Annotated in this window: 13 protein-coding genes; 11 read left to right on the forward strand and 2 right to left on the reverse strand. The window is 62.1% G+C overall.

What is annotated here, in order from left to right; genetic code table 11:
• Positions 1–82: 82 nt before the first annotated feature.
• The 8 genes from PSH97_RS00700 to PSH97_RS00735 all read left to right on the forward strand — a co-directional run bounded on the left by PSH97_RS00700 (position 83) and on the right by PSH97_RS00735 (position 10,160).
• Positions 83–1,003: a LysR family transcriptional regulator gene (locus PSH97_RS00700; protein WP_305447702.1), complete on the forward strand. Its 921-nt coding sequence runs from the start codon at positions 83–85 to the stop codon at positions 1,001–1,003.
• 131 nt (positions 1,004–1,134) lie between these two features.
• Positions 1,135–2,673 (forward strand): MFS transporter, encoded by a 1,539-nt coding sequence (locus tag PSH97_RS00705; protein WP_305447703.1) that lies wholly within the window; start codon positions 1,135–1,137, stop codon positions 2,671–2,673.
• A 26-nt stretch (positions 2,674–2,699) separates the two neighbouring features.
• On the forward strand, positions 2,700–3,764 hold the full coding sequence (locus PSH97_RS00710) for an HlyD family secretion protein (protein WP_305447704.1): 1,065 nt from the start codon (positions 2,700–2,702) through the stop codon (positions 3,762–3,764).
• Complete coding sequence (locus PSH97_RS00715) at positions 3,761–5,329, forward strand: efflux transporter outer membrane subunit (protein WP_305447705.1); 1,569 nt, start codon at positions 3,761–3,763, stop codon at positions 5,327–5,329. The genes PSH97_RS00710 and PSH97_RS00715 overlap by 4 nt, the downstream gene beginning before the upstream one ends.
• A 125-nt stretch (positions 5,330–5,454) precedes the next feature.
• Entirely contained in the window at positions 5,455–6,237 is a 783-nt protein-coding gene (locus tag PSH97_RS00720) for an efflux RND transporter periplasmic adaptor subunit (RefSeq protein WP_305447706.1), read from the forward strand.
• Positions 6,234–7,553 carry an efflux RND transporter periplasmic adaptor subunit gene (locus tag PSH97_RS00725; protein WP_305447707.1) on the forward strand — a complete coding sequence of 440 codons (1,320 nt, stop codon included), beginning with the start codon at positions 6,234–6,236 and terminating at the stop codon, positions 7,551–7,553. Before PSH97_RS00720 ends, PSH97_RS00725 begins: the two co-directional genes overlap by 4 nt.
• A complete protein-coding gene (locus tag PSH97_RS00730) occupies positions 7,554–9,650 on the forward strand; it encodes a site-2 protease family protein (protein ID WP_305447708.1) in 2,097 nt (698 codons plus the stop codon).
• Between the two features lie 12 nt (positions 9,651–9,662).
• On the forward strand, positions 9,663–10,160 hold the full coding sequence (locus PSH97_RS00735; RefSeq protein WP_305447709.1) for a GNAT family N-acetyltransferase: 498 nt from the start codon (positions 9,663–9,665) through the stop codon (positions 10,158–10,160).
• 116 nt (positions 10,161–10,276) lie between these two features.
• On the opposite strand, the gene PSH97_RS00740 is transcribed toward PSH97_RS00735, so the two are convergent.
• Together PSH97_RS00740 and PSH97_RS00745 are read right to left on the reverse strand one after the other, a co-directional pair.
• Positions 10,277–10,588 carry a DUF6916 family protein gene (locus tag PSH97_RS00740; protein ID WP_305447710.1) on the reverse strand — a complete coding sequence of 104 codons (312 nt, stop codon included), beginning with the start codon at positions 10,586–10,588 and terminating at the stop codon, positions 10,277–10,279.
• A gap of 56 nt (positions 10,589–10,644) precedes the next feature.
• The gene (locus tag PSH97_RS00745) at positions 10,645–11,232 is read right to left on the reverse strand and encodes a phage tail protein (RefSeq protein WP_305447711.1); all 588 of its coding nucleotides are present in this window, start codon (positions 11,230–11,232) and stop codon (positions 10,645–10,647) included.
• Between the two features lie 246 nt (positions 11,233–11,478).
• On the opposite strand from PSH97_RS00745, the gene PSH97_RS00750 reads away from it, so the two are divergent.
• The 3 genes from PSH97_RS00750 (at position 11,479) to PSH97_RS00760 (ending at position 22,299) form a co-directional block, all read left to right on the forward strand.
• On the forward strand, positions 11,479–13,050 hold the full coding sequence (locus PSH97_RS00750; RefSeq protein ID WP_305447712.1) for a glycosyltransferase family 39 protein: 1,572 nt from the start codon (positions 11,479–11,481) through the stop codon (positions 13,048–13,050).
• 157 nt (positions 13,051–13,207) lie between these two features.
• Positions 13,208–14,044: a sulfotransferase family protein gene (locus PSH97_RS00755; RefSeq protein ID WP_305447713.1), complete on the forward strand. Its 837-nt coding sequence runs from the start codon at positions 13,208–13,210 to the stop codon at positions 14,042–14,044.
• Between the two features lie 110 nt (positions 14,045–14,154).
• A complete protein-coding gene (locus tag PSH97_RS00760) occupies positions 14,155–22,299 on the forward strand; it encodes an Ig-like domain-containing protein (protein ID WP_305449729.1) in 8,145 nt (2,714 codons plus the stop codon).
• Positions 22,300–22,337: the final 38 nt, after the last annotated feature.

Here is a 22,337-nt window from a genome sequence, read left to right on the forward strand (position 1 = left end):
AGCAAGCCCTATCACCACCTCATCCAAAGATGTTTGCTAGCATTGCGTCTGAATCAATCCAGATCAGGAGCGAGTGCTCAGTATGCAACTCCCGGACATGAACCTGTTGGTCGCCCTCGACGCCTTGCTCGACGAGGGCAGTGTAGTGGGCGCTGCGCGGCGGATGAATCTCAGTCCGGCGGCGATGAGCCGGACGCTGACGCGGATTCGCGAGGCCATCGGCGATCCGATTCTGGTGCGCGCCGGCCGTGGCCTGGTGCCGACACCCAAGGCGCTGGAGCTGCGCGAGCAAGTGCGGGACCTGGTGGAGCAGGCCGCTTTGCTGTTCCGTTCTGCCGATGACGTGGACCTGGGCAGCTTGCGCCGGCGGTTCAGCATTCGCGCCAATGATTTCTTTGTGGGCGTCTACGGCGGCAAGCTGTTCGACACGATGGAGCGCCAGGCCCCGCATTGCGAATTGCGCTTTGTCCCCGAGGGCGATGGGGATGACGAAGCGTTGCGTGAAGGACGTATCGACTTAAGCGTCAGCAACAACCGACCACTGATGCCGGAAGTGAAGGTGCAGAACCTGTTTTCCACTCACTTTGTCGGGCTGGTGCGTGAAGATCACCCGTTGTTCGATGAAGAGATCACCGCCGAACGGTACGCCGGTTTTTCCCATATCAGCATGTCGCGCCGGGGGATCGCCCGCGGGCCGATCGACACGGCGCTCAACGCCTTGGGGCTGGAGCGGCGGGTGGCGGTGATTGCGCCGAGTTTCCATGCGGCGATGTTCGCCTTGCCGGATTCCGATCTGATTCTGCCGGTGCCCAAGGAAGCATTGCTGAGCGTGCGACGCCTGGGCTTGAAGCTGCGCTCGTTCACCCTGCCGATTCCGTTACCGACCCTGATGCTGACCCAGGCCTGGCATCCGCGTTTCGACAAGGATCCGGCTCATCGCTGGATGCGTGAAACCCTCAAGACCTGTTGCGATGAGACCTGGCTGGCTGCACAGCCAATCTGAGGCTGACACCGCTCCCACAGGGTTTTGTATTGCTGCATCAAACACACTTATAAGCTGCCAATAAGTCAATTTTCGTAAGCTTCCACGCTCCCTAAAATGCTTCGGTATCCTCATTCCGGAGCGTGCAGTACATGACTTCCCTCACGGTCACGGCGCCTCTCGCTGCGGCCAAACCAGCGGCCGCCGTCACGCCACCGGTCTTCGGCCCGCGAATCATCATCGGCCTGGTGGGCGTGTTGCTGGCGGTGCTGGTGTCGGGCCTGAACGAGATGGTAACCAAGGTCGCTTTGGCCGATATCCGCGGCGCGTTGGCCATCGGTTACGACGAAGGCACCTGGCTGGTCGCCAGTTACACCGCGACCTCGGTGGCCGCCATGGCATTTGCCCCTTGGTGTTCGGTGACGTTTTCGTTGCGGCGCTTCACCCTGTACGCGATCAGCGTGTTCACCCTGTTGGGTGTGCTGTGCCCGTTCGCCCCGAATTACGAAAGCCTGCTGGTCATGCGCACCTTGCAAGGCCTGGCCGGCGGCGCGTTGCCGCCGATGCTGATGACCGTCGCCCTGCGGTTCCTGCCAGCCAACGTGAAACTCTATGGCTTGGCCGGTTATGCCCTGACGGCGACCTTCGGCCCCGGTCTCGGCACACCGCTGGCCGGGTTGTGGACCGAGTACGTCGGCTGGCAATGGACCTTCTGGCAAATCGTCGTGCCGTGCCTGATTGCCATGGCAGCGGTGGCTTACGGTTTGCCCCAGGATCCGCTGCGGCTGGAACGCTTCAAACAGTTCAACTGGCGTGGCTTGCTGCTGGGGTTTCCGGCGATCTGCATGTTGGTGATCGGCATTCTGCAAGGCAATCGGCTGGACTGGTTCGAGTCGAGCCCGATTTGCGGACTGCTCGGCGGCGGGTTGCTGTTGCTGGTGCTGTTTTTGATCAATGAATGGTCGCAACCGATTCCGTTCTTCAAGTTGCAGATGCTCGGTATCCGCAACCTGACGTTCGCGCTGTTGACGCTGGCCGGCGTGCTGGTGGTGTTGCTCGCGGTGGTCCTCATTCCCTCCAGTTACCTGGCGCAGGTCCAGGGTTATCGCCCGGTGCAGACCGCGCCGATCATGTTGTTGGCGGCGCTGCCTCAGTTGATCGCGCTGCCATTGGTGGCGGCGCTGTGCAACCTGCGCTGGGTCGATTGCCGCTGGGTGCTGGGGATCGGCCTGAGCATGCTGACGCTGTCTTGTCTTGGTGGATCGCAACTGACGTCGGCGTGGATTCGCGACGATTTCTATGTCCTGCAATGGCTGCAGATTTTCGGTCAGCCCATGGCCGTGCTGCCGCTGTTGATGCTCTCCACCGGCAGCATCACTCCAATGGAAGGGCCGTTCGCTTCGGCCTGGTTCAATACCGTGAAAGGCCTGGCGGCGGTGATCGCTACGGGTGTGATCGAGGCACTGACCACTGCAAGGCTGCATTTCCACTCGACCATGCTAGTGGACAACCTCGGTAACTCGCCCCTGATCCACAGCGACAACGCAGGCCTGGCTCACCGACTGCATCAACAAGCCGTGGTGCTGACCTCCTCCGATCTTTACCTGTGCATGGCCGGTGTCGCCGTGACGCTGATCTTGCTGATTTTCTGGCTGCCGACGCGGATCTATCCACCGCGCGCGCCGACTTGAATGCTTCTCTGAAACAGAAGGTTTTTATGACGACTCAATCAAAGCAAAAAGTTGCTGTCGGCGTTGCCGCAGTGATGGCGGTCGGCGTGTTGATTTACCTGCTGGCGCCGGGCTTGTTCAGCAAGCGTACGCAGCAGAACACCAACGATGCCTTCGTCTCGGCGGACTTCACCCCGGTAGCGCCGCGCGTGGCGGGGTTCATCAAGGACGTGCTGGTGGAAGACAACCAGCAGGTCAAGGCCGGACAGCTACTGGCGTTGATCGACGACCGCGACCTGCGCGCTGCCGCTGAGGCTGCCGATGCTGAAACCCTGGTGGCCAGGGCGCAGTTGCAGAACGCTCGGGCCACTCTGGAGCGCCAGGCGTCGGTGATCGCTCAGGCCCAGGCCACGGTGTTTTCGGCGAAGGCTGAAATGGCTTTCGCCGAGCATGAACTGAACCGCTACAACCATCTCGCCGGGGTAGGCGCCGGCACGGTGCAGAATGCTCAGCAAGCGCGCACGCGCATCGATCAGGCCTCCGCTCGCTTGGCCAATGCCACGGCGGTGCTGGCGGCGGAACGCAAGCAGGTGGAGATCCTGACCGCCCAGCGTGATGCGGCCGAAGGTGGGCTGAAGCGAGCGCAAGCGGCGCTGGAAATGGCCAGCTATGAGCTGTCCTATACGCGCATCGTTGCGCCCCAGGACGGCATGGTCGGCGAGCGCGCGGTGCGGGTCGGCGCCTATGTCACACCGGGCAGCAAGATTCTGGCCGTGGTGCCGTTGGCGCGGGCCTATGTGGTCGCCAATTTTCAAGAAACCCAACTGACTGACGTACAGCCGGGGCAGAGCGTGCAAGTGCATGTCGACAGCCTCGGTGGCGAAGCTTTGCGCGGCCGTGTCGAGAGCATCGCACCGGCCACTGGCGTGACCTTCGCCTCGGTCAAACCGGACAATGCCACCGGCAACTTCACCAAGGTTGTGCAACGGATTCCGGTGAAAATCGTTCTGGAACCGGGGCAGGCATTGGCCGAGCGGTTGCGGGTGGGGATGTCGGTGGAGGCGAGGATTGATACGGCAAGCGCCAGCGAGCATGAGGTTGCGCAACGATGAACTTTGTTAATCGCACATCCCAGTGGCGAGGGAGCTTGCTCCCGCTGGGCTGCGAAGCGGACCTGAAAATTGCGAGTGCTGCGCACTCGAACGCGAGCAAGTTCCCTCGCCACAGGGTCAGCATTCATTCAGTGGTTTTTGTGTTGAGCCTGTTTTCTTTGAGTGCCTGCACCGTCGGCCCGGACTTCCAGAAACCTCAGCCGCAACAAGTGGCCGAATGGTCGACCCCGTCCAAAGCCGCCGCCAGTGAAGCAGTAACTACCGACATGAACGAACGCTGGTGGGAGGTATTCCACGACCCGAAACTCTCTGCCCTGACTCAACGCGCCCTGACCGACAACCTCGACCTGAAACTCGCCAGCAGTCGCTTGCAGCAAAGCCGCGCCGCGCGACAGGTGATCACCGCCAACCGCTATCCCAACACGGCCGCCACAGGCAGCTACGGGCGCAAACGCAACAGCGGTGAAGGCCTGAACGATCCGTCGGGCAATAACGGCGACTCGGCGTTCAACCTGTGGGACGCAGGCTTTTCCGCCTCCTGGGAGCTGGATTTCTGGGGCCGTGTGCGCCGTGAAACCGAAGCCGCCGATGCCACCCTGGAAGTGGCGGAGAACGATCGTCGCGGCGTGCTGCTGTCGGTGCTCGCCGAAACCGCTCAGGACTACATTCAGCTGCGCGGCGTGCAAAGCACCCGGGCCGTCACTGAGCAGAACCTCGACGTCGCCCGGCATAGTTTGAAACTCTCGCAACTGCGCCTGGCCGACGGTGTTGCGACGGATCTGGACGTTGCCGAAGCCGCTGCGCAAGTTGCGGCCATCGAATCACGTTTGCCGGCGCTGGAGCAGCGTCAGTCGCAACTGATCAACGCCCTGAGTCTGTTGATGGGCGAACCGCCGCAAGCGCTGTCCGCCGACTTATCCACAGACGCCCCGGTGCCGCAAACCCTGCGTCAGGTCGCCATTGGCTTGCCGTCGCAATTGGCCGAGCGCCGCCCAGACATCCGTCAGGCCGAAGCCCGTCTGCATGCCGCGACCGCCAGCATCGGCGTAGCGAAGGGCGATTTTTATCCGCGGATCACCCTGTCGGGCAACATCGGTTCGCAAGCCCTGCAACTGAGCGATTTCGGCTCGTGGGGCTCGCGCTCGTTCGGCATCGGCCCGCAGTTCAGCTTGCCGCTGTTCGACGGCGGTCGCCTGCGCGGCATGTTGCACCTGCGCGAAGCCCAACAACAGGAAGCGGCGCTGGCCTACCAGCAAACCGTGCTGCGGGCCTGGCATGAAATCGACGATCAACTCACCGCCTACAACACCAGCCAACTGCGCCGCGACAGCCTCGCCGAAGCCGTACGCCAAAACCAGATCGCCCTGCGCACCGCGCAACAGCAATACGTCGAAGGGGTGGTGGATTTCGTCAACGTCCTCACCGTGCAGGGCGAATTGCTGGCGACCCAGCAGCAGTGGGTCGAGAGCTCGACCGGGGTGTCGTTGGCAATGGTGGGGTTGTACAAGGCGTTGGGTGGGGGATGGGAGTCGGTGTATCCGGTGGCAGGGATGGCGCGGCGTTGATATGGATGATTTGTAAGGCAGTTAATACGTATCAGCGAGCGTGCTCTTCAAACCAATGATGGCCATCCGCTTGACGCTCACCCCCGCTGTCGTAGACTCCGCTCATCCGTCAGGGAGTTACGGTTATGCGGCGTTTTCGTATTTGGGTTATTGGATTGACCTTTGTAACGTGCGTAGTACAGGCGCAAACGCCTGCGCCAGACGATCCGTTGCTGGAAAACAGCGCGGTCGGCGGTAATGCGTCGGCCAGCAGTGAGGCCCGTGGTGTGCTGCGGGCCCGGGATCAGGCGGTGCTTGCCAGTGAGTTGTCGGGGCGGATTGTCGAGTTGCCGTTCAGTGAGGGCGAGTCGTTCAAGAAGGGCGATACCCTGGCGCGGTTTGACTGTTCGGCTTATCAGGCTCAGCTCAACGCGGCTCAGGCCGCCAGCCGTGGTGCTGGTGAAGAGCTGGCCCACAACAAACAACTGGCGGCGTTGAATTCAGTCGGGCGCTTTGAAGTGGCGCGGGCCGAGGCCAAGGTTAGCGAGATTCAGGCGCAGTCCCAGGTCTATCAGGTTCAGGTCAAACGCTGCAGCGTGGTCGCGCCGTTCGATGGCCAGGTCGTCGAGCGCAAGGTCAAGCGCTATGAAAGCGTTGCCGCTGGTGCGCCGTTGCTGGACGTGGTCGATAACCGCACCCTGGAAATTCACTTGTTGGTGCCATCACGCTGGATGGGCAAACTCAAGCCCGGCCAGACGTTCAGTTTTGTCCCCGATGAAACCGGTCAGCCGCTGGATGCGACGGTCAAACGCCTCGGTGCGCGGATCGATGAAGGCAGCCAGACTTTGCTGCTGGTGGCGGCGCTGCCCAACGCCAACGGTCTGTTGGCCGGCATGAGCGGAACGGCGCATTTCGCGGAGCTCAAATGAACGCCCCGGTGACCGGCGGCGCCGAGCAGGTGTTCGCAAGGTTTCTCGACCTCGAACGTCAGACCCGCGCCGCGCGCACGCCTTCGCAACTGGCTTACAGCCTGGTCAATGACGGCCAGGCGCTGTTCGGTTTCCGCCATGCCGCGCTGTTGATCGCCGGCAAAGTGCAGGCGGTGACGGGCGTCAGTGCCGTGGAACCGAATGCGCCGTTCGTGGCGTTTGTCGAGCAAGCGGTCGCGCAGCTGTTCAAGCTTGAGGTGTTGAAACAGGCGCGGGTGATCGCGCCTCATCTTCTCAGCGAATCGATTCTGGCCGATTGGCAAAGTCTGTCAGCCGCTCAGGTGTTCTGGCTGCCGCTGATCGATCATCAGGGCGAGGTGTTCGGCGGTTTATGGCTGGCGCGGGATGTGCCGTGGAACCCCTCCGAACAAGTGCTGCTGTCGCAACTGGGCGACACCTACAGCCACGCCTGGCTGGCGCAGCAACCGCGCAAGCCCTGGCGATTGCGCTGGACGCGCAAGCGTCAGGTGGCGCTGGTCGCCGTGTTGTTGCTTGGGTTGCTGATCCCGGTGCGCCAATCGGTGTTGGCCCCGGCCGAAGTCGTCCCGTTGGGCGGACGGGTGGTCGCGGCGCCGCTGGACGGGGTGATCGCCGAGTTTCTGGTCAAACCCAACCAGACGGTGAGAACCGGCGATCTGCTGCTGCGCTTCGAAAGCACCACGCTCAAGGCTCAGGCCGATGTGGCCGAGCGCGCCCTGGGCGTTGCCGAAGCGGAACTCAAGGCCAATTCCCAACGCTCCTTCGCCGATGCCGAATCCAGTTCGAAGATCGATCTGCTGGCGGCGCGAGTGGAACAGAAGCGCGCCGAACGGGATTACGCCCGTGAGCTGCTCAAACGCAGCGAAGTGCGCGCCGAGCGAGACGGCATTGCGGTGTTCGCCGACGCCGAACGCTGGACCGGCAAACCCGTGCAAACCGGCGAGCGACTGATGGAAATCGCCGACCCGAACCAGGCCGAGTTGCGCATCGAATTGGCCGTGGGCGATGCGATTGCCCTGGAGCCGGGGGCGCAGGTCGCGCTGTTTCTCGACAGCGATCCGTTACAACGCCACTTGGCGAAACTCGAACGTTCGGCCTACGAAGCGCAGCCCACCGCTGCCGGGCAACTGGCTTATCGACTGGATGCGACGTTCGACGCCGCGCCGCCACGTATCGGCCTGCGCGGTACCGCGAAAGTCTTCGGCGACCGTGCGCCACTGGCGTTGTACCTGTTGCGTCGACCGCTGGCCGGGTTGCGTCAGAGTGTGGGTCTTTAGATGAGCCTGCCAAGCCTGCGGGCGGACCTGCAATTGTCGACGGCGGCCCCGGCCCTTGACGGGTCGCCGCGCTGGACCCTGGCCGACCCGGTGCGTGGGCGTTATTTCAAACTCGGTGCGGCGGCGATGCGCCTGCTGCGTCATTGGTCTTTGGGCGATCCGGAGCAAGTGCTGCGTGCCGCCAACCGCGAGCCGGGGTTGCCGCTGGATGGTGCGGCGCTTGAGCAATTACTGGAGTTTTTGCGCGGCCACGACCTGATCAGCGCCCTCGACCCGTCGCAGCGCGCCAGTTACAGCCTGAAGGCCGCGGCTCAGCGCCAGAGCCTGTGGCAAATCCTGCTGCATCAATACCTGTTTTTCCGGATTCCGCTGTGGCGCCCGGACGCCTTTCTCAATCGCGCCTGGCCGTGGCTGGAGCGTTTCGGCCCGCGCGCATTGCGCTACGGATTGCCTGCGACGCTGGGGCTCGGGGTGTTTCTGGTGTCGCGGGACTGGCAGCGATTCATCGCCACTTTTCCGCACCTGTTCAGCCTCGGTGGTGCGCTGGCGTTCGCTGTGGCGCTGTTTTTCGCCAAGCTGTGCCACGAGTTCGGCCACGCCTTCATGGCCAAGCGCGCCGGTTGTCGGGTGCAGAGCATGGGCGTGGCGTTCATGGTGCTGCTGCCAATGTTTTATACGGACGTCAGCGATGCCTGGCGCGTCAATGATCGCCGGGCGCGGTTGTTGATTGGTGCCGGTGGCGTGCTGGCGGAACTGGTGTTGGCGTGTATCGCACTGCTCGCCTGGTCACTGCTGCCTGACGGCCCCGGGCGCACGGCGGCGTTCATGCTCGCCAGTGCGACCTGGATCACCACGCTGGTGATCAACCTCAACCCGTTCATGCGTTTCGATGGCTACTTCTTGCTCAGTGATTTCTGGGAAGTGGACAACCTTCAAGGGCGGGCCTTTGCCCTATGCCGCTGGCGGCTGCGCGAGTTTTTGTTCGGCTACGCAGCCCCGGCGCCGGAGCCGTGGTCGCCGAAGATGCAGCGCCGTTTGTTGATCTGGGGGTATGGCGCGTGGCTGTGGCGTGCGGCGCTGTTTTTCGGGATTGCGCTGGCGGTCTATCACCTGTTCTTCAAGGTGTTGGGGATTTTCCTGATGCTGGTGGAACTGGTGTGGTTCATCTTCCTGCCGATCCTGAGCGAGTGGCGGCAATGGTGGAGCCATCGCGAACAGGCGCATGCGCCTCGGGTACTGCTCAGCGGTCTGGCATTGCTTGGGTTGGTGTTGCTGCTGGCGTTGCCATGGCGCAGCGCGGTGGAGTTGCCGACGATGCTTGAGGCCGGACGCGCCAGCGCCCTGCACGCGCCGGTGGCGGCGCGGGTCAAAATGGTGAATGTGCACGACGGCCAGATCGTCGCTCAAGGTGAGGTGCTGATCGAGCTGGAATCACCGGATCTGGACTCACGCCAGGCTATCGTGCGTCGCGAAATCCAGATCCAGCAGTTGCAGATGCGTCGTCAGGCCGGCCGCAGCGAAACCGCCGCCGATGCCGGTATCGTCGAACAGCGCCTGGCCGAAGCGGTGGCCGAATATCGTGGCCTGGCCGCCCAGCGTGAACGTCTGCTGCTGCGTGCGCCCCACGGTGGCAAGGTGCGCGATCTGCTGCCCCAGTTAACGGTGGGCCGCTGGCTTTCGACCAAAGATCCTTTGGCACGGGTGGTCGAAGACGGCGCGCGATTGCGCGGTTATCTGGCCGAAGCCGAACTCTGGCGTGTCGCCCCGGGTGCCAACGGGCGGTTCATCGCCGATGACCCGATGCACCCGGCGATCAAAGTGCAATTGAGCGAAATCGATACCAATGGCGTGGCGTATGTCGATCAGGAAGCGTTGACCTCCGATCACCATGGGCCGATTGCCGTGCGCCGGGATCAGCATCAGCGCGCCGAGCCGGTGCAGGCGCAATACGGCGCGCGGTTGAGCATCCTCGAAAATACCCCGACACCGGTGCAACCCTTGCGCGGCATTGTGGTGTTGCAAGGTAGCGGCGAATCCTTGCTGGGCGTTGCCTGGCGGCGCTTGGCGGCTTTGGGGGTCAGGGAAAGCGGTTTCTAAGGGAGAACAGTGATGGCCAATACCGATTCAGTGGCAGCGGACGGCTTGGTGGTCAGGCCTTCGCGGACCTGCGATGGGCCTTTTCTGCACAGCCTTTACCAGGCGGCGCGGCCGGATCTGCAATGGATCGACGGTGAACAGGAGGTGGTTGAGCAGGTGGTTGCCCAGCAATTCAAGGTGCAGGAACAAGGGCTGGGGGAGAACTTCCCCAACGCCATGCATTACGTGATTGAAAAACTCGACACGGCCATCGGCGCGTTGACCACCGATTTCGGCCCCAATGAAATTCGCGTGCTGTACCTGGCCTTTATTCCACAGGCCCGAGGCAAGGGTTACGGTCGGACGGTGTTGCAAGGCGTGCAGAAAGCCGCACAACAAATCCGCTGTCCGGTGGCGACGGTGGTCTGGGCCAATAATCCCCATGCACGCCAGCATTACTTGGCGCTGGGGTTTCAGGTTGAAGAGCGCAACCCGGCGGCGGAGCGGTTGGTGTGGTACCCGACGGGTTGAATACATCACCGCCCCTTGTGGGAGCCAGCCTGCTCGCGATAGCGGTCTGACATTCAACCAATGTCGCCCGTCATGGCCCTATCGCGAGCAGGCTCGCTCCCACATTGAGACCATGTTCAGTTGAACGCGATGTAGAAATATCCCACGTCCGGATCACGCCCCATAGCCGGTACTCGCGAAACAAAAATATCTTCTACCTGACCCAGCTCCGGCAACTCCAGCGCACACAAGCCATCGACAAAGTCGGTGGGTTGCAGGCTGTTGAGCTCGACGCTGAACGGCATGCGCTCGCTTTTGGGCATCTGTGAATGGGGCGTCTCCTTAAGGGAGTCGATATGGATCGGCAATTCACTGCCATCGGGCAGCCGCAGCGTCCCCGTCTTGCCCAGCAGCGCCTGAAAGTGTTGGCTGTGAACCTGTTGCAGCATGGCATCCCTCCATCAAGCAAAAGTGGCCGGGGGATGTGCATCCCCCGGCCAGACCCTCAGTTACGCGAAGGGAACAGTCCGTTCAGGGCGATGCTGAAGTTGAGCACCAGGAACGGGTTCATCACCGTCATGGGCAAACCGTTGCCGGCGGACGAGATTTCCCCCGTCACCGTGCTGGTCACGCCCTTGAGCGGCACGGCCGCGGCACCTTGCTGATCAGAGTAAATACTCGCCGAACCGGGCCCGCCGCCCGAGGCACCAATGTACGAATTGGTCGCGGTCGGGTTGGTGACCGGGTTGCTCGCCGGGCTGGCCAATTGCAGGGTGGTGGTCGCCGTGAGCCCGGCCATGGCGTGGGTGTGGTTGGGCAGATTGTTGATGGTCGCGGTGACGTTCTCGGTGCCGGAGACTTCGCCGATGACGCGCGGGGTCAGGCCCAGGCCGTTGCCCTGGGCCATCGGCATACGGCCCTGCAGGTTGGGCAGCATGAAACTAGTGGTGCCATTGCCTCCATAGTAAGTTCCCAGCAGTGAGAAAAGCGCTTGGTATTGTGAGATCCCCAGCGTCTGGCCGTTGCACAAGGCCCAGCCGTTGGGGGCGAAGTTAAAGGCGAAAGGCTGGATAGTGCCCATGAATACTTCCATAGTTCCTCATCCCTCAGGTTAGTGTCTGATGCGTCACGTTACAGGCCCGGTTATTCGGGCAGTTCGCGCTGATCAGCCGACTCCATTCATCTCCGTGGCTGGGTCACGCCACGCCAAAGCGTAGACGCTGATCGGAATGATTGCCGGACGTCGTCCGTCGCAAGGCCATCATCGACGTTGGGCTCGCGCCTGTCCTACAGTGCTTGGGAAGCTTCGGTTTTCACTTGGCCGTTGCAAGGGGAGATAATGGAGGCGCGCAGAGAAACACCGCTGGGCGACACCCAGGACCCGCATGCGATGCCGGGCTCGTGGGCTACTGCCCGTCGTTTGCTTCGATGGGCGCGGGAACATTGGCTACTGTCGATCCTGGTGTTGGCCACGCTGGTGCGTTTTTACCACCTGACGGCGGCGGCGATCTGGGGCGACGAAGGGGCGAGTCTGTTGCTGAGCCAGTACTCCCTGGCCGGGATCTGGGAACACGCGGCCCATGATGTGCATCCACCCCTGTATTTCATGCTGCTGCACGGCTGGATCGGCCTGTTCGGCGACGGTATTTTTTCGATTCGCAGCCTGAGTGCGCTGTCGGGGATTGCCACGGTTGGGCTTGGCGTCTGGCTGGTGGACCTGCTCGCGACCCGCCGCGCCGCATTGCTGGCCGGGGTCCTGCTGGCGCTGCTGCCCACGGCGGTGCGTTACAGCCAGGAAGTGCGGATGTATTCGCTGCTGGGGCTGTGGCTGATCGGTGCCACGATCGCCTTGGTGTGCTGGATAAAGCGGCCGCAACGCACGCGCTATCTGGTGATTTACACCTTGCTGATGAGTGCGGCGTTCTACACCCATTACTTCACGGCGCTGTGCGTGCTCTGCCACTGGCTGTATCTGGGCCTGATCCGCGTGCAGCCAGGGTATCGACTGCGGCACATTCAGCGCTCCGGCTGGTGGCTGGCCAATGTGGCGATTGTGGCGTTGTACCTGCCGTGGGTGCCCAATCTGATTGATCTGGTCCAGCACATGGATCAGCTCAAAGCCAATGGCGATGTGGGGTGGGAGGCGCCCGTCACGCTCGGCTCATTGCCTTCGATGATCTGGTCGTTCCTGATCCAGGACGATGGCGAGAACCTGCCCACGCTGATTTTTATCGCTCTGCCCCTGGCGCTATTGGCCCTGGCGGGCGTGGCGCTGGCGCGGGACCGCAGTGTTTTTCGTGGCAGTGCGCTGGCGGTGATCTACACCGTTCTCCCGGTGTTGCTGGTGTTTGCGGTGTCGTTCATATCGCCGGTGTTCATCGAGCGTTACCTGACCGCTTATGCCTTGGGCCTGCCGATGCTAGTGGCGCTGGCCATCGATCGCTTGTACGCAGACTTCAAGGTATTGGCGCTGGCCGTGCTGATCCTGTTTGTCGGTGTCGAGCTGGTGGGCCTGAAGAACAATGCCTCGGTGGATACCGACGATCAGATCAGCGTCATGGTCAGTTACGTGAACCAGCACTTCACCCCCGGCGACCGAATCGTCACCAGCGACATGCTCTGGTACTTGAGTTATGTCTATTACAACCGCACTGACGCCAGACCATTGCTGTACACGCCGCCGTTGGCCGATGGCAGGTCGAGCCGGCCGAACGCTTACGGTTTCGGCACGTTGGTGACCAATGACGTGTACCTGGATAGCCTCGGCGCCTTGCCCAAAGGCACTGGTCGAGTATGGCTGGTCGGTAGCGTCGATGGGCCGGACGAATTCGCGCCGTTGCCTGCTGGCTGGCAACGCGTCAGCGAAACCCGCGCAGGAGGCGCCGAGGCGCGCTTGTATGTGCTGAAGTAACCCATGGAGCAATACTTAATCGATTCATCTTTCAGGTCGTTATATAAATCGCGTTTTCCAGTCGATTTAGCTCCGATTTGATATCAAAACACCACTAGTCGTAAGGCCATTCATAGTCTACGCTCGTCATACAAAAGGACTTTTGGCGGGTGAATGGATGCAGCATTTTCACTTTATTTCCGGGTTGCCGCGTTCAGGCTCGACCCTGCTTTCTGCCATTCTTTTGCAGAACCCGCGCTTTCATGCCGGCATGACCAGCCCCGTGGGTGCGCTCTTTTCCGGTGTTCTGGATCAATGCAGCGCCGGCAGCGAGTTTGGTGCGGTGATCGACACCGACCTGCGTCGCCGTCTATTGCGCGGTCTGTTCGAATCTTTTTACGCCGACAAGGCCGACAAACCGGTGGTGTTCGACACCAACCGCCTGTGGAGTTCGCGCCTGCCGGCAATCAGCGATCTGTTCCCTCAAGCCAAGATCATTGCCTGCGTGCGCAATGTCGCCTGGGTCATGGACAGCCTCGAGCGCTTGTACCGCGCCAATCCCTTCGAAAATACCAAGCTGTTCGGCGATGCGGTCGAACGCAACACGGTCTACAGCCGCTGCGAAACCCTGGCCCAGCGCAATCGGCTGGTGGGGTTTTCCTGGGCCGCCCTCAAGGAAGCCTATTACGGCGAACATGCCGACTCGTTGCTGATCATCGATTACGACCTGCTGAGCCAAGCGCCGGAGCGGGTGATGCGGCTGGTCTACGACTTCATCGGCGAACCCTGGTTCGAACATGACTTCGATCATTTGGCCTATGACGCGCCGGAATTCGACCAGGCCCTCGGCCTCTCGGGGTTGCACAAGGTGAAGGCCAAGGTCCAATTGCAGTCCAGGCGCACGATCCTGCCGCCGGACTTGTTCAAGCAGTACGCCGAGTTGTCCTTTTGGCTCGATGGCTCCGCCAGCGCCGCCAATGTCATTCGTATGAAAGCCGACGCCGCGATCAGTTGATCGCGGCGTTTTCATTGATGCGTCAGAAAGTTCGAGTCCGGGTGAGCAGCATGTGGTGGAGCAAAGGCAAGTCGCGGGTTACCAAGGGTGCACGAGCGCTGGCCTCGCCAATGATCATGTCCCTGGAGCCACGCATGCTGTTCGACGGCGCGGTGGCCGCCACGGTTGCCGACACTGCCCAGGCTGACAGCCATGTCACCGCCGACGCGGTCAAGGCACCGACTGCCGACCAGTCAGTCGCCAGCAAGGACACCCACGGCCAGGCCGATGCCACGCCAGCACCGACGCCTGTCGCAGTGCCGGGGCAGAGCGTGGTGTTCGTCGATTCGCGGGTCAAGGACGCCGCCAGCCTGCTGCAGGGCGTCGCGCCCGGTACTCAGGTGGTTCAACTGGATGCGAGCAAGGACGGCTTGCAGCAGATTGCCGACTATCTGGACACCCATCAGGGCATCAGCTCGGTGCAGATCATTGCCCACGGCAACGCGGGCGATCTGTGGCTGGGGGATAGTTACCTGTCTGCCGACAACGTCGCGGCCCGCAGCGCGGTGCTGGCGGAAATCGGCAAGGACATGAACGTCGGCGGCGATATCCTGATCTACGGTTGCTACACCGCCGAGGGTGAGCGTGGCTTGAGTTTCGTCGATTCCCTGGCGCAAATGACCGGCCGCGATGTGGCCGCTTCCAGCAACCGCACCGGGATCGGTGGCGACTGGGATCTGGAAATTGCCACCGGCAACATCGAAAGCGCCAACGTCCTCTCGACCACGGCCATGAGCGACTATCAGTGGGGCCTGGCCACCTGGACCGCCACCAACAACGCCAACACGGGCATCGGCTCGTTGCGTGCCGCCATTGCCTCGGCACAGAACGGCGATATCGTCACCTTCAACGGCAGCATGACGGTGCAGTTGACCTCCGAACTGCTGATCAACAAGAACATCACCGTTGATGGCGACTTGAACAACGACGGTGCGGCGGACGTGATCCTCGATGGTCAGTACAGGACCCGAGTGATTGAAGTGGCGTCCGGCAGCACCGTGACACTCGATGGTTTGGTGATTACCCGAGGGCTGGTCTCGGGCAATGGCGGCAACGGTGGCTACGGTGCCACGGGCGCGATGGCCGGGGGTATTTTCAACGCCGGGATTCTGACCCTGAACAACGTTACCGTGACCTCCAACGGCGCCTCCGGTGGCGGTGGCGGTGGCGGTGTCACGGGCGCTTTTTACGGCGGTGGCGGCGGTGGCGGCGGCGGTCTGGGCGGCCAGGGCGGCGGGCATGGCGGTTCGGCAGGGCCGGGCACCGGCACGTTGGGTGGCGGTGCGGGCGGCGGCGGTGCCGGTGGTTACGGCGGCGGTTATGACGCCACCCACATGGGCGGTCGCGGCGGTACCACCACTGGCGGTGCTGGCGGGCTGGGCGTTTCCTATTACAGCAACGGCGGTAACGGTGCGACGGCCACCAATGGCACGATTTCCATTGGTGGCGGTGGCGGCGGGGCCGGTTGGGACAAGGTAGGTGGCGCCGGCGGCAATGCGGTGGGCGGGATCTACAACGCCAGCAGCGGCACCATCACCATCGTCGGCACGTCGACCATCAGCAACAACATCGGCGCCGGTGGCGGCGGTGGCGGTGGGGGTGGCCAAGGCAGCAATGCCAGTAATGGCGGCATTGGCGGCCGGGGCGTCGGTGCGATCTGGAACAAAGGCACGCTGCTGATCACGGCCGCCAACTTCGCGGCCCTGGCCGGTAATGCCGCAGCCAGTGGTGCAGGCGGTACCGCGCAGGGCGGAGGTTCAACCGGCACCTCGCCGACCTCTTTCTCGACTATCTACAACGACGGTGGCGTACTCAACACCGCGTATTCGCCACCGCCGACCGCGACCATCGTGGTTGCTGACACCACACTGAGCATCGGCGAAACGTCCTTGGTGACGATCACCTTTTCCGAGGCCGTGACCGGTTTCACCAATGCGGACCTGACCATCGCCAACGGCACGTTGACTGCCGTGAGCAGCGGCGATGGCGGCATCACTTGGACGGCAACGTTCACGCCGACCGCCAGTATTTCCGATACGACCAACGTCATTACCCTGGACAACACCGGGGTGATCAACGGTCTGGGCACCGCCGGCGTCGGCACCACCAACTCCAATAACTACACGGTCGATACCGTACGCCCGACGGCCAGCATCGTGTTTACCGACACGGCCCTCAGAGTCGGCGAAACCTCGCTGGTGACCATCACCTTCAACGAAGCGGTCACCGGCCTCACCAATGCCGACCTGACGATTGCCAACGGTACCTTGAGCGCGGTGAGCAGCGGCGACGGCGGCATCACCTGGACGGGGACCTTCACCCCGACCGCCAGCATCACCGATGCGACCAACCTGATCACTCTGGACAACACCGGGGTCAGCGACTCGGCGGGCAACGCCGGGAGCGGCACCACTGATTCGAACAATTACGCCATCGATACCGTGCGGCCGACCGCGACCATTGTGGTGACCGATACCAGCCTGAGCATTGGCGAAACTTCGCTGGTGACCATTACGTTCAGCGAAGCGGTCAGCGGTTTCACCAACGCCGACCTGACGATTGCCAACGGTACGCTCACTGCGGTGAGCAGCAGCGACGGTGGCATCACCTGGACCGCCACATTCACCCCGAACGCGAGCGTCAATGACACGACCAACCTGATCACCCTGAACAATACCGGGGTCAGCGACCTGGCGGGCAACGCCGGCAGCGGCACCACTGATTCGAACAACTATGCCATCGATACACTCCGTCCGACTGCGACCATCGTGGTGGCGGACACGGCGCTGAGAATCGGCGAAACCTCTCTGGTCACGATCACCTTCAATGAAGCGGTCACCGGATTCACCAACGCCGACCTGACCATTACCAATGGCACCTTGACCGCAGTGAGCAGCAGCGATGGCGGTATCACCTGGACGGCCACCTTCACACCGACCGCAAGCATCACCGACACGACCAACCTGATCACCCTGAACAACATCGGGGTCAGCGATGCTGTCGGCAATGCCGGTAGCGGGACTACCGACTCCAACAACTACGCCATCGACACCGTGCGGCCGACGGCCACCATCGTGGTTGCGGACACTGCGCTGAGAATCGGCGAAACTTCTCTGGTGACGATCACCTTCGCCGAAGCAGTGAGCGGTTTCACCAATGCCGACCTGACCATTACCAACGGCACGTTGACCGCGGTGAGCAGCAGCGACGGCGGTATCACCTGGACGGCCACCTTCACGACTTCGGCGAGCATCAGCGACACCACCAACCTGATCACCCTGGACAACACCGGCGTGGCCGATCTGGCGGGTAACGCCGGCAGCGGCACCACCGATTCCAACAACTATGCCATCGACACGGTGCGCCCGACCGCCACGATTGTGCTGGCCGACACGGCGCTGACCGCGGGTGAAACCTCGCTGGTGACGATCACCTTCTCCGAGGCGGTGACCGGTTTCACCAACGCCGACCTGAGCATCGCCAACGGCACGTTGACCGCGGTGAGCAGCAGTGATGGCGGCATTACCTGGACCGCAACGTTTACCCCGACCGCAGGCATCATCAGTGCGACCAACGTCATCAGTTTGGCTAACACCGGCGTGGCGGATCTGGCGGGCAACACCGGCAGCGGGATCAGTTCCTCAGGCAACTACGCCATCGACACCGCCCCGCCGACCGCGACGATTGTGGTGGCGGACACTGCGTTGAGAATCGGTGAAACGTCACTGGTGACCATCACCTTCAACCAGGCAGTGACCGGTTTCACCAACGCTGACCTGACCATTGCCAACGGCACGTTGACCGCGGTGAGCAGCAGCGATGGCGGCATCACCTGGACGACGACTTTCACCCCGACTGCCAGCATCACCGATACGACCAACCTGATCACATTGGACAACACCGGCGTGCAGGCTGCCGCCACCGGTAACGTGGGCAGCGGCACGACCGATTCCAACAACTATGCCATCGACACCGTGCGCCCGACGGCCACCATCGTGGTCGCGGACTCGGCGCTGAGAATCGGCGAGACTTCGCTGGTGACGATCACCTTCAGTGAAGCGGTCAGTGGTTTCACCAACGCCGACCTGACGATTGCCAACGGCACACTCACTGCGGTGAGCAGCAGCGACGGCGGCATCACCTGGACCGCGACCTTCACGCCCTCCGCGAGCATCAATGACACCACCAATCTGATCACCTTGAATAACACCGGTATCGCCGATCTGGCGGGTAACGCCGGGAGCGGCACCACCGATTCCAACAACTACGCCATCGACACCGTGCGCCCGACAGCGACCATTGTATTGGCCGATACGACGCTGACCGCGGGCGAAACATCGCTCGTAACGATCACCTTCAGCGAAGCGGTCAGTGGTTTCACCAATGCCGACCTGACGATTGCCAACGGCACGCTGAGCGCAGTCAGCAGCAGTGACGGCGGCATCACGTGGACCGCGACATTCACCCCGACCGTCGGCGTGAATGACTCGAGCAACGTCATCACCCTGAACAATACCGGTGTGACCGATGGGGCCGGCAACACCGGCAGCGGCACCACCAACTCCGGCAACTACACCATCGATACGGTGCTGCCGACGGCCACCATCGTGGTCGCGGACACGGCGCTGAGAATCGGCGAAACCTCGCTGGTCACGATCACGTTTTCCGAGGCGGTCAGTGGTTTCACCAACGCCGACCTGACCATTACCAACGGCACGTTGACCGCGGTGAGCAGCAGCGATGGCGGCATCACCTGGACGGCGACCTTCACGCCTTCCGCGAGCATCAACGACACGACCAACCTGATTACCCTCGACAATACCGGCGTGCAGGCTGTCGCCAGCGGTAACGTGGGCAGCGGCACCACCGACTCCAACAACTATGCCATCGACACCGTGCGGCCGACGGCCACCATCGTGGTCGCGGACACGGCGCTGAGAATCGGCGAAACCTCGCTGGTCACGATCACGTTTTCCGAGGCGGTCAGTGGTTTCACCAACGCTGACCTGACCATTACCAACGGCACGTTGACCGCGGTGAGCAGCAGCGATGGCGGTATCACCTGGACGGCGACCTTCACGCCTTCCGCGAGCATCAACGACACGACCAACCTGATTACCCTGGACAACACCGGCGTGGCTGATCTGGGGGGGAACGCCGGTAACGGCACCACCGATTCCAACAACTACGCCATCGACACGGTGCGCCCGACAGCGACCATTGTATTGGCCGATACGACGCTGACCGCGGGCGAAACATCGCTCGTAACGATCACCTTCAGCGAAGCGGTCAGTGGTTTCACCAATGCCGACCTGACAATTGCCAACGGCACGCTGAGCTCAGTCAGCAGCAGTGACGGCGGCATCACGTGGACGGCAACGTTCACCCCAACCGTCGGCGTGAATGACTCGAGCAACGTCATCACCCTGAACAATACCGGTGTGACCGATGGGGCGGGCAACACCGGCAGCGGCACCACCAATTCCGGCAACTACACCATCGATACCGTGCTGCCGACGGCCACCATCGTCGTCGCCGACAATGCGTTGAACATCGGTGAAACGTCGCTGGTGACCATTACGTTCAGTGAAGCGGTAACCGGTTTCACCAATGCCGATCTGACCATCGCCAATGGCACCTTGAGCTCGGTGACCAGCAGTGATGGTGGCATCACCTGGACCGCAACCTTTACGCCGACCAATGCCATCTCCGATACCAGCAACGTCATCACCCTGGATAACAGCGGTGTGAGCAACGCCTCGGGCAATGCCGGTAGCGGCACCACCAATTCCAACAACTACGCCATCGACACCGTGCGCCCAACGGCCACCATCGTGGTCGCGGACGCGGCGCTGGCGGTGGGTCAAACATCGGTGGTGACCATCACGTTCTCCGAGGCGGTCACCGGTTTTACCACGGCCGACCTGACGGTGAGCAACGGCACCCTGAGCAATCTGAGTACCAGCGATAACATCACCTATACCGCCACCCTGACGCCGACGGCGAGCGTCACCGATTCGACCAACCTGATTACCCTGGACAACACCGGAGTGATCGATGGGGCCGGTAACGCGGGCGCTGGTACCACCGATTCGAATAACTACGCTATCGACAGCCAACGCCCAACCGCCACCATCGTGTTGAGCGACACGACCCTGAAACCGGGCGAAACCGCGCTGGTGACCATCACCTTCAGCGAAGCGGTAACGGGTTTCGACAACAGTGACTTGAGCATCGCCAACGGCACGTTGAGCGCGGTGAGCAGCGGTGATGGCGGCCTTACCTGGACCGCCACCTTCACCCCGACTGCCGGGATTACCGACGCCAGCAATATCATCACCCTGAGCAACAGCGGCGTCTCGGACGTGGCCGGCAATACCGGGGCGGGCACCACCAACTCGGCCAACTATGTGGTGGAAACCGAGGTGCCGACGGCCACTATCGTGGTCGCCGACAACGCCCTCAAGGTCGGGGAAACTTCGTTGGTCACCATCACGTTCAGCTCGGCGGTCAGCGGCTTCGACAACTCCGACCTGACCGTTGCCAACGGCACCCTCAGCAGTGTTTCGTCCAGCGATGGCGGCGTGACCTGGACCGCAATTTTCACACCTACGGCCAGCATCACGGACACCACTAACCTGATCAGCCTGGACAACAGCGGTGTGACCAACGTATCGGGCAACAGCGGCGTCGGCGTGACCGACTCCAACAACTACGCGATCGACACCGCTCGCCCGACCGCAACCATTGTGGTCGCGGATAATAAGCTGGGCATTGGTGAAACCACCACGGTGACCATTACCTTCAGCGAAGCGGTGTCCGGTTTCGACCTGTCGGATCTCAGCGTGGCCAATGGCGTGCTGTCCAGCCTGGCCAGCAGCGACGGCGGTGTGACCTGGACCGCCACGCTCACGCCGACCGCGAGCCTCAACGATGCGACCAACCTGATCCTGCTCGACACCGGCAATGTGCTCGACGCCGCAGGCAATGCCGGCGCCAGCATCGCCATTTCCAACAACTATGCGCTCGATGCGACTCGCCCGACCGTCACCATCGTGGTTGCCAATCCGAACCTGGGCATTGGCCAGACGACGCTGGTGACCTTCACTTTCTCCGAAGCGGTCAGCGACTTCGATTTGTCGGACCTGAGCGTCACCAATGGCGAGCTGACCAATCTGGCCAGCAGCGACGGCGGCAAGACCTGGACCGGAACGTTCACACCCACCGCGAATATCACCGACCCGAGCAACTTCATTGCGCTGGACACCAGTAACGTGACGGATCTGGCGGGCAATACAGGCGCCAGCGTCGCGGTATCCAATAACTACGCCATCGACGGCGAACGGCCGACCGCCACGGTGGTGGTTGCCAACCCGAACCTGGGCGTGGGCCAGACCTCGTTGGTGACCTTCACCTTCACCGAAGCAGTGAGTGGCTTCGACCTGTCCGACATCAGTGTGGCGAACGGCAGCTTGTCCAATTTGAGCAGCAGTGATGGCGGTAGAACCTGGACCGCGACTCTGACCCCGAACGCGAATGTCAGCAGTAGCAACAACGCGATCAGCCTGAACGTGGCCGGCGTCAGCGATGCCGCAGGCAACACGGGCAGCGGTGCCAGCCAGTCGAACAGCTATGCAATCAATACCGTTGTTGCACCGTCGTCGCCAATAGTCGTGGTGCCGCCGGAGCCGGAGTTCCGGGTCACGGATCCGGTCACCGTGCCCGATCAGCCCAACGTGCCATTGCAGCCCATTATCTTCACGCCGCCCACTGGCGATCTCGGCTCGCCGCTGACCTTTGCCCCGCTGTTTGAACAACGGATGATCGGTAACGGCATTCGGCCTCTGGGCGATATTTTCATGAGCCACGGGGCGCTGGCGCCCAGCTTTATCGCTCAGGTATTCAGCAGCAGTGACAATGGTGGCGATGGCTCAGGCCACGGCTTCCTCGGTTTTGGCGGCGGCGACGGCGGGGTCTTTGGCAGCAGCACGCTGTCGAATCTGTTCAATCAGGACACTGGCAGCGAGGGGGACTCGCTGAACGCCTTCGGCAATAACTCAATCAGGATGGGAGATGCTTCACAAGGGCTGCGCGGCGTGTTTGGCGCACCGAGTCTTGGTCAGCAATTGCAACAACTCAAGGACACGGAGCAGCGGCAGGTCGAAAGCCTGGCCGCGGCTTTGCAACAGGTCGGCATCAGTGAAATGCAGGCCTGAAAAAACCATTAAAGCAGGGCGGCACCCGGGGGCTCCAA

This window comes from Pseudomonas cucumis (genome assembly GCF_030687935.1).
Lineage (GTDB): Bacteria > Pseudomonadota > Gammaproteobacteria > Pseudomonadales > Pseudomonadaceae > Aquipseudomonas > Aquipseudomonas cucumis.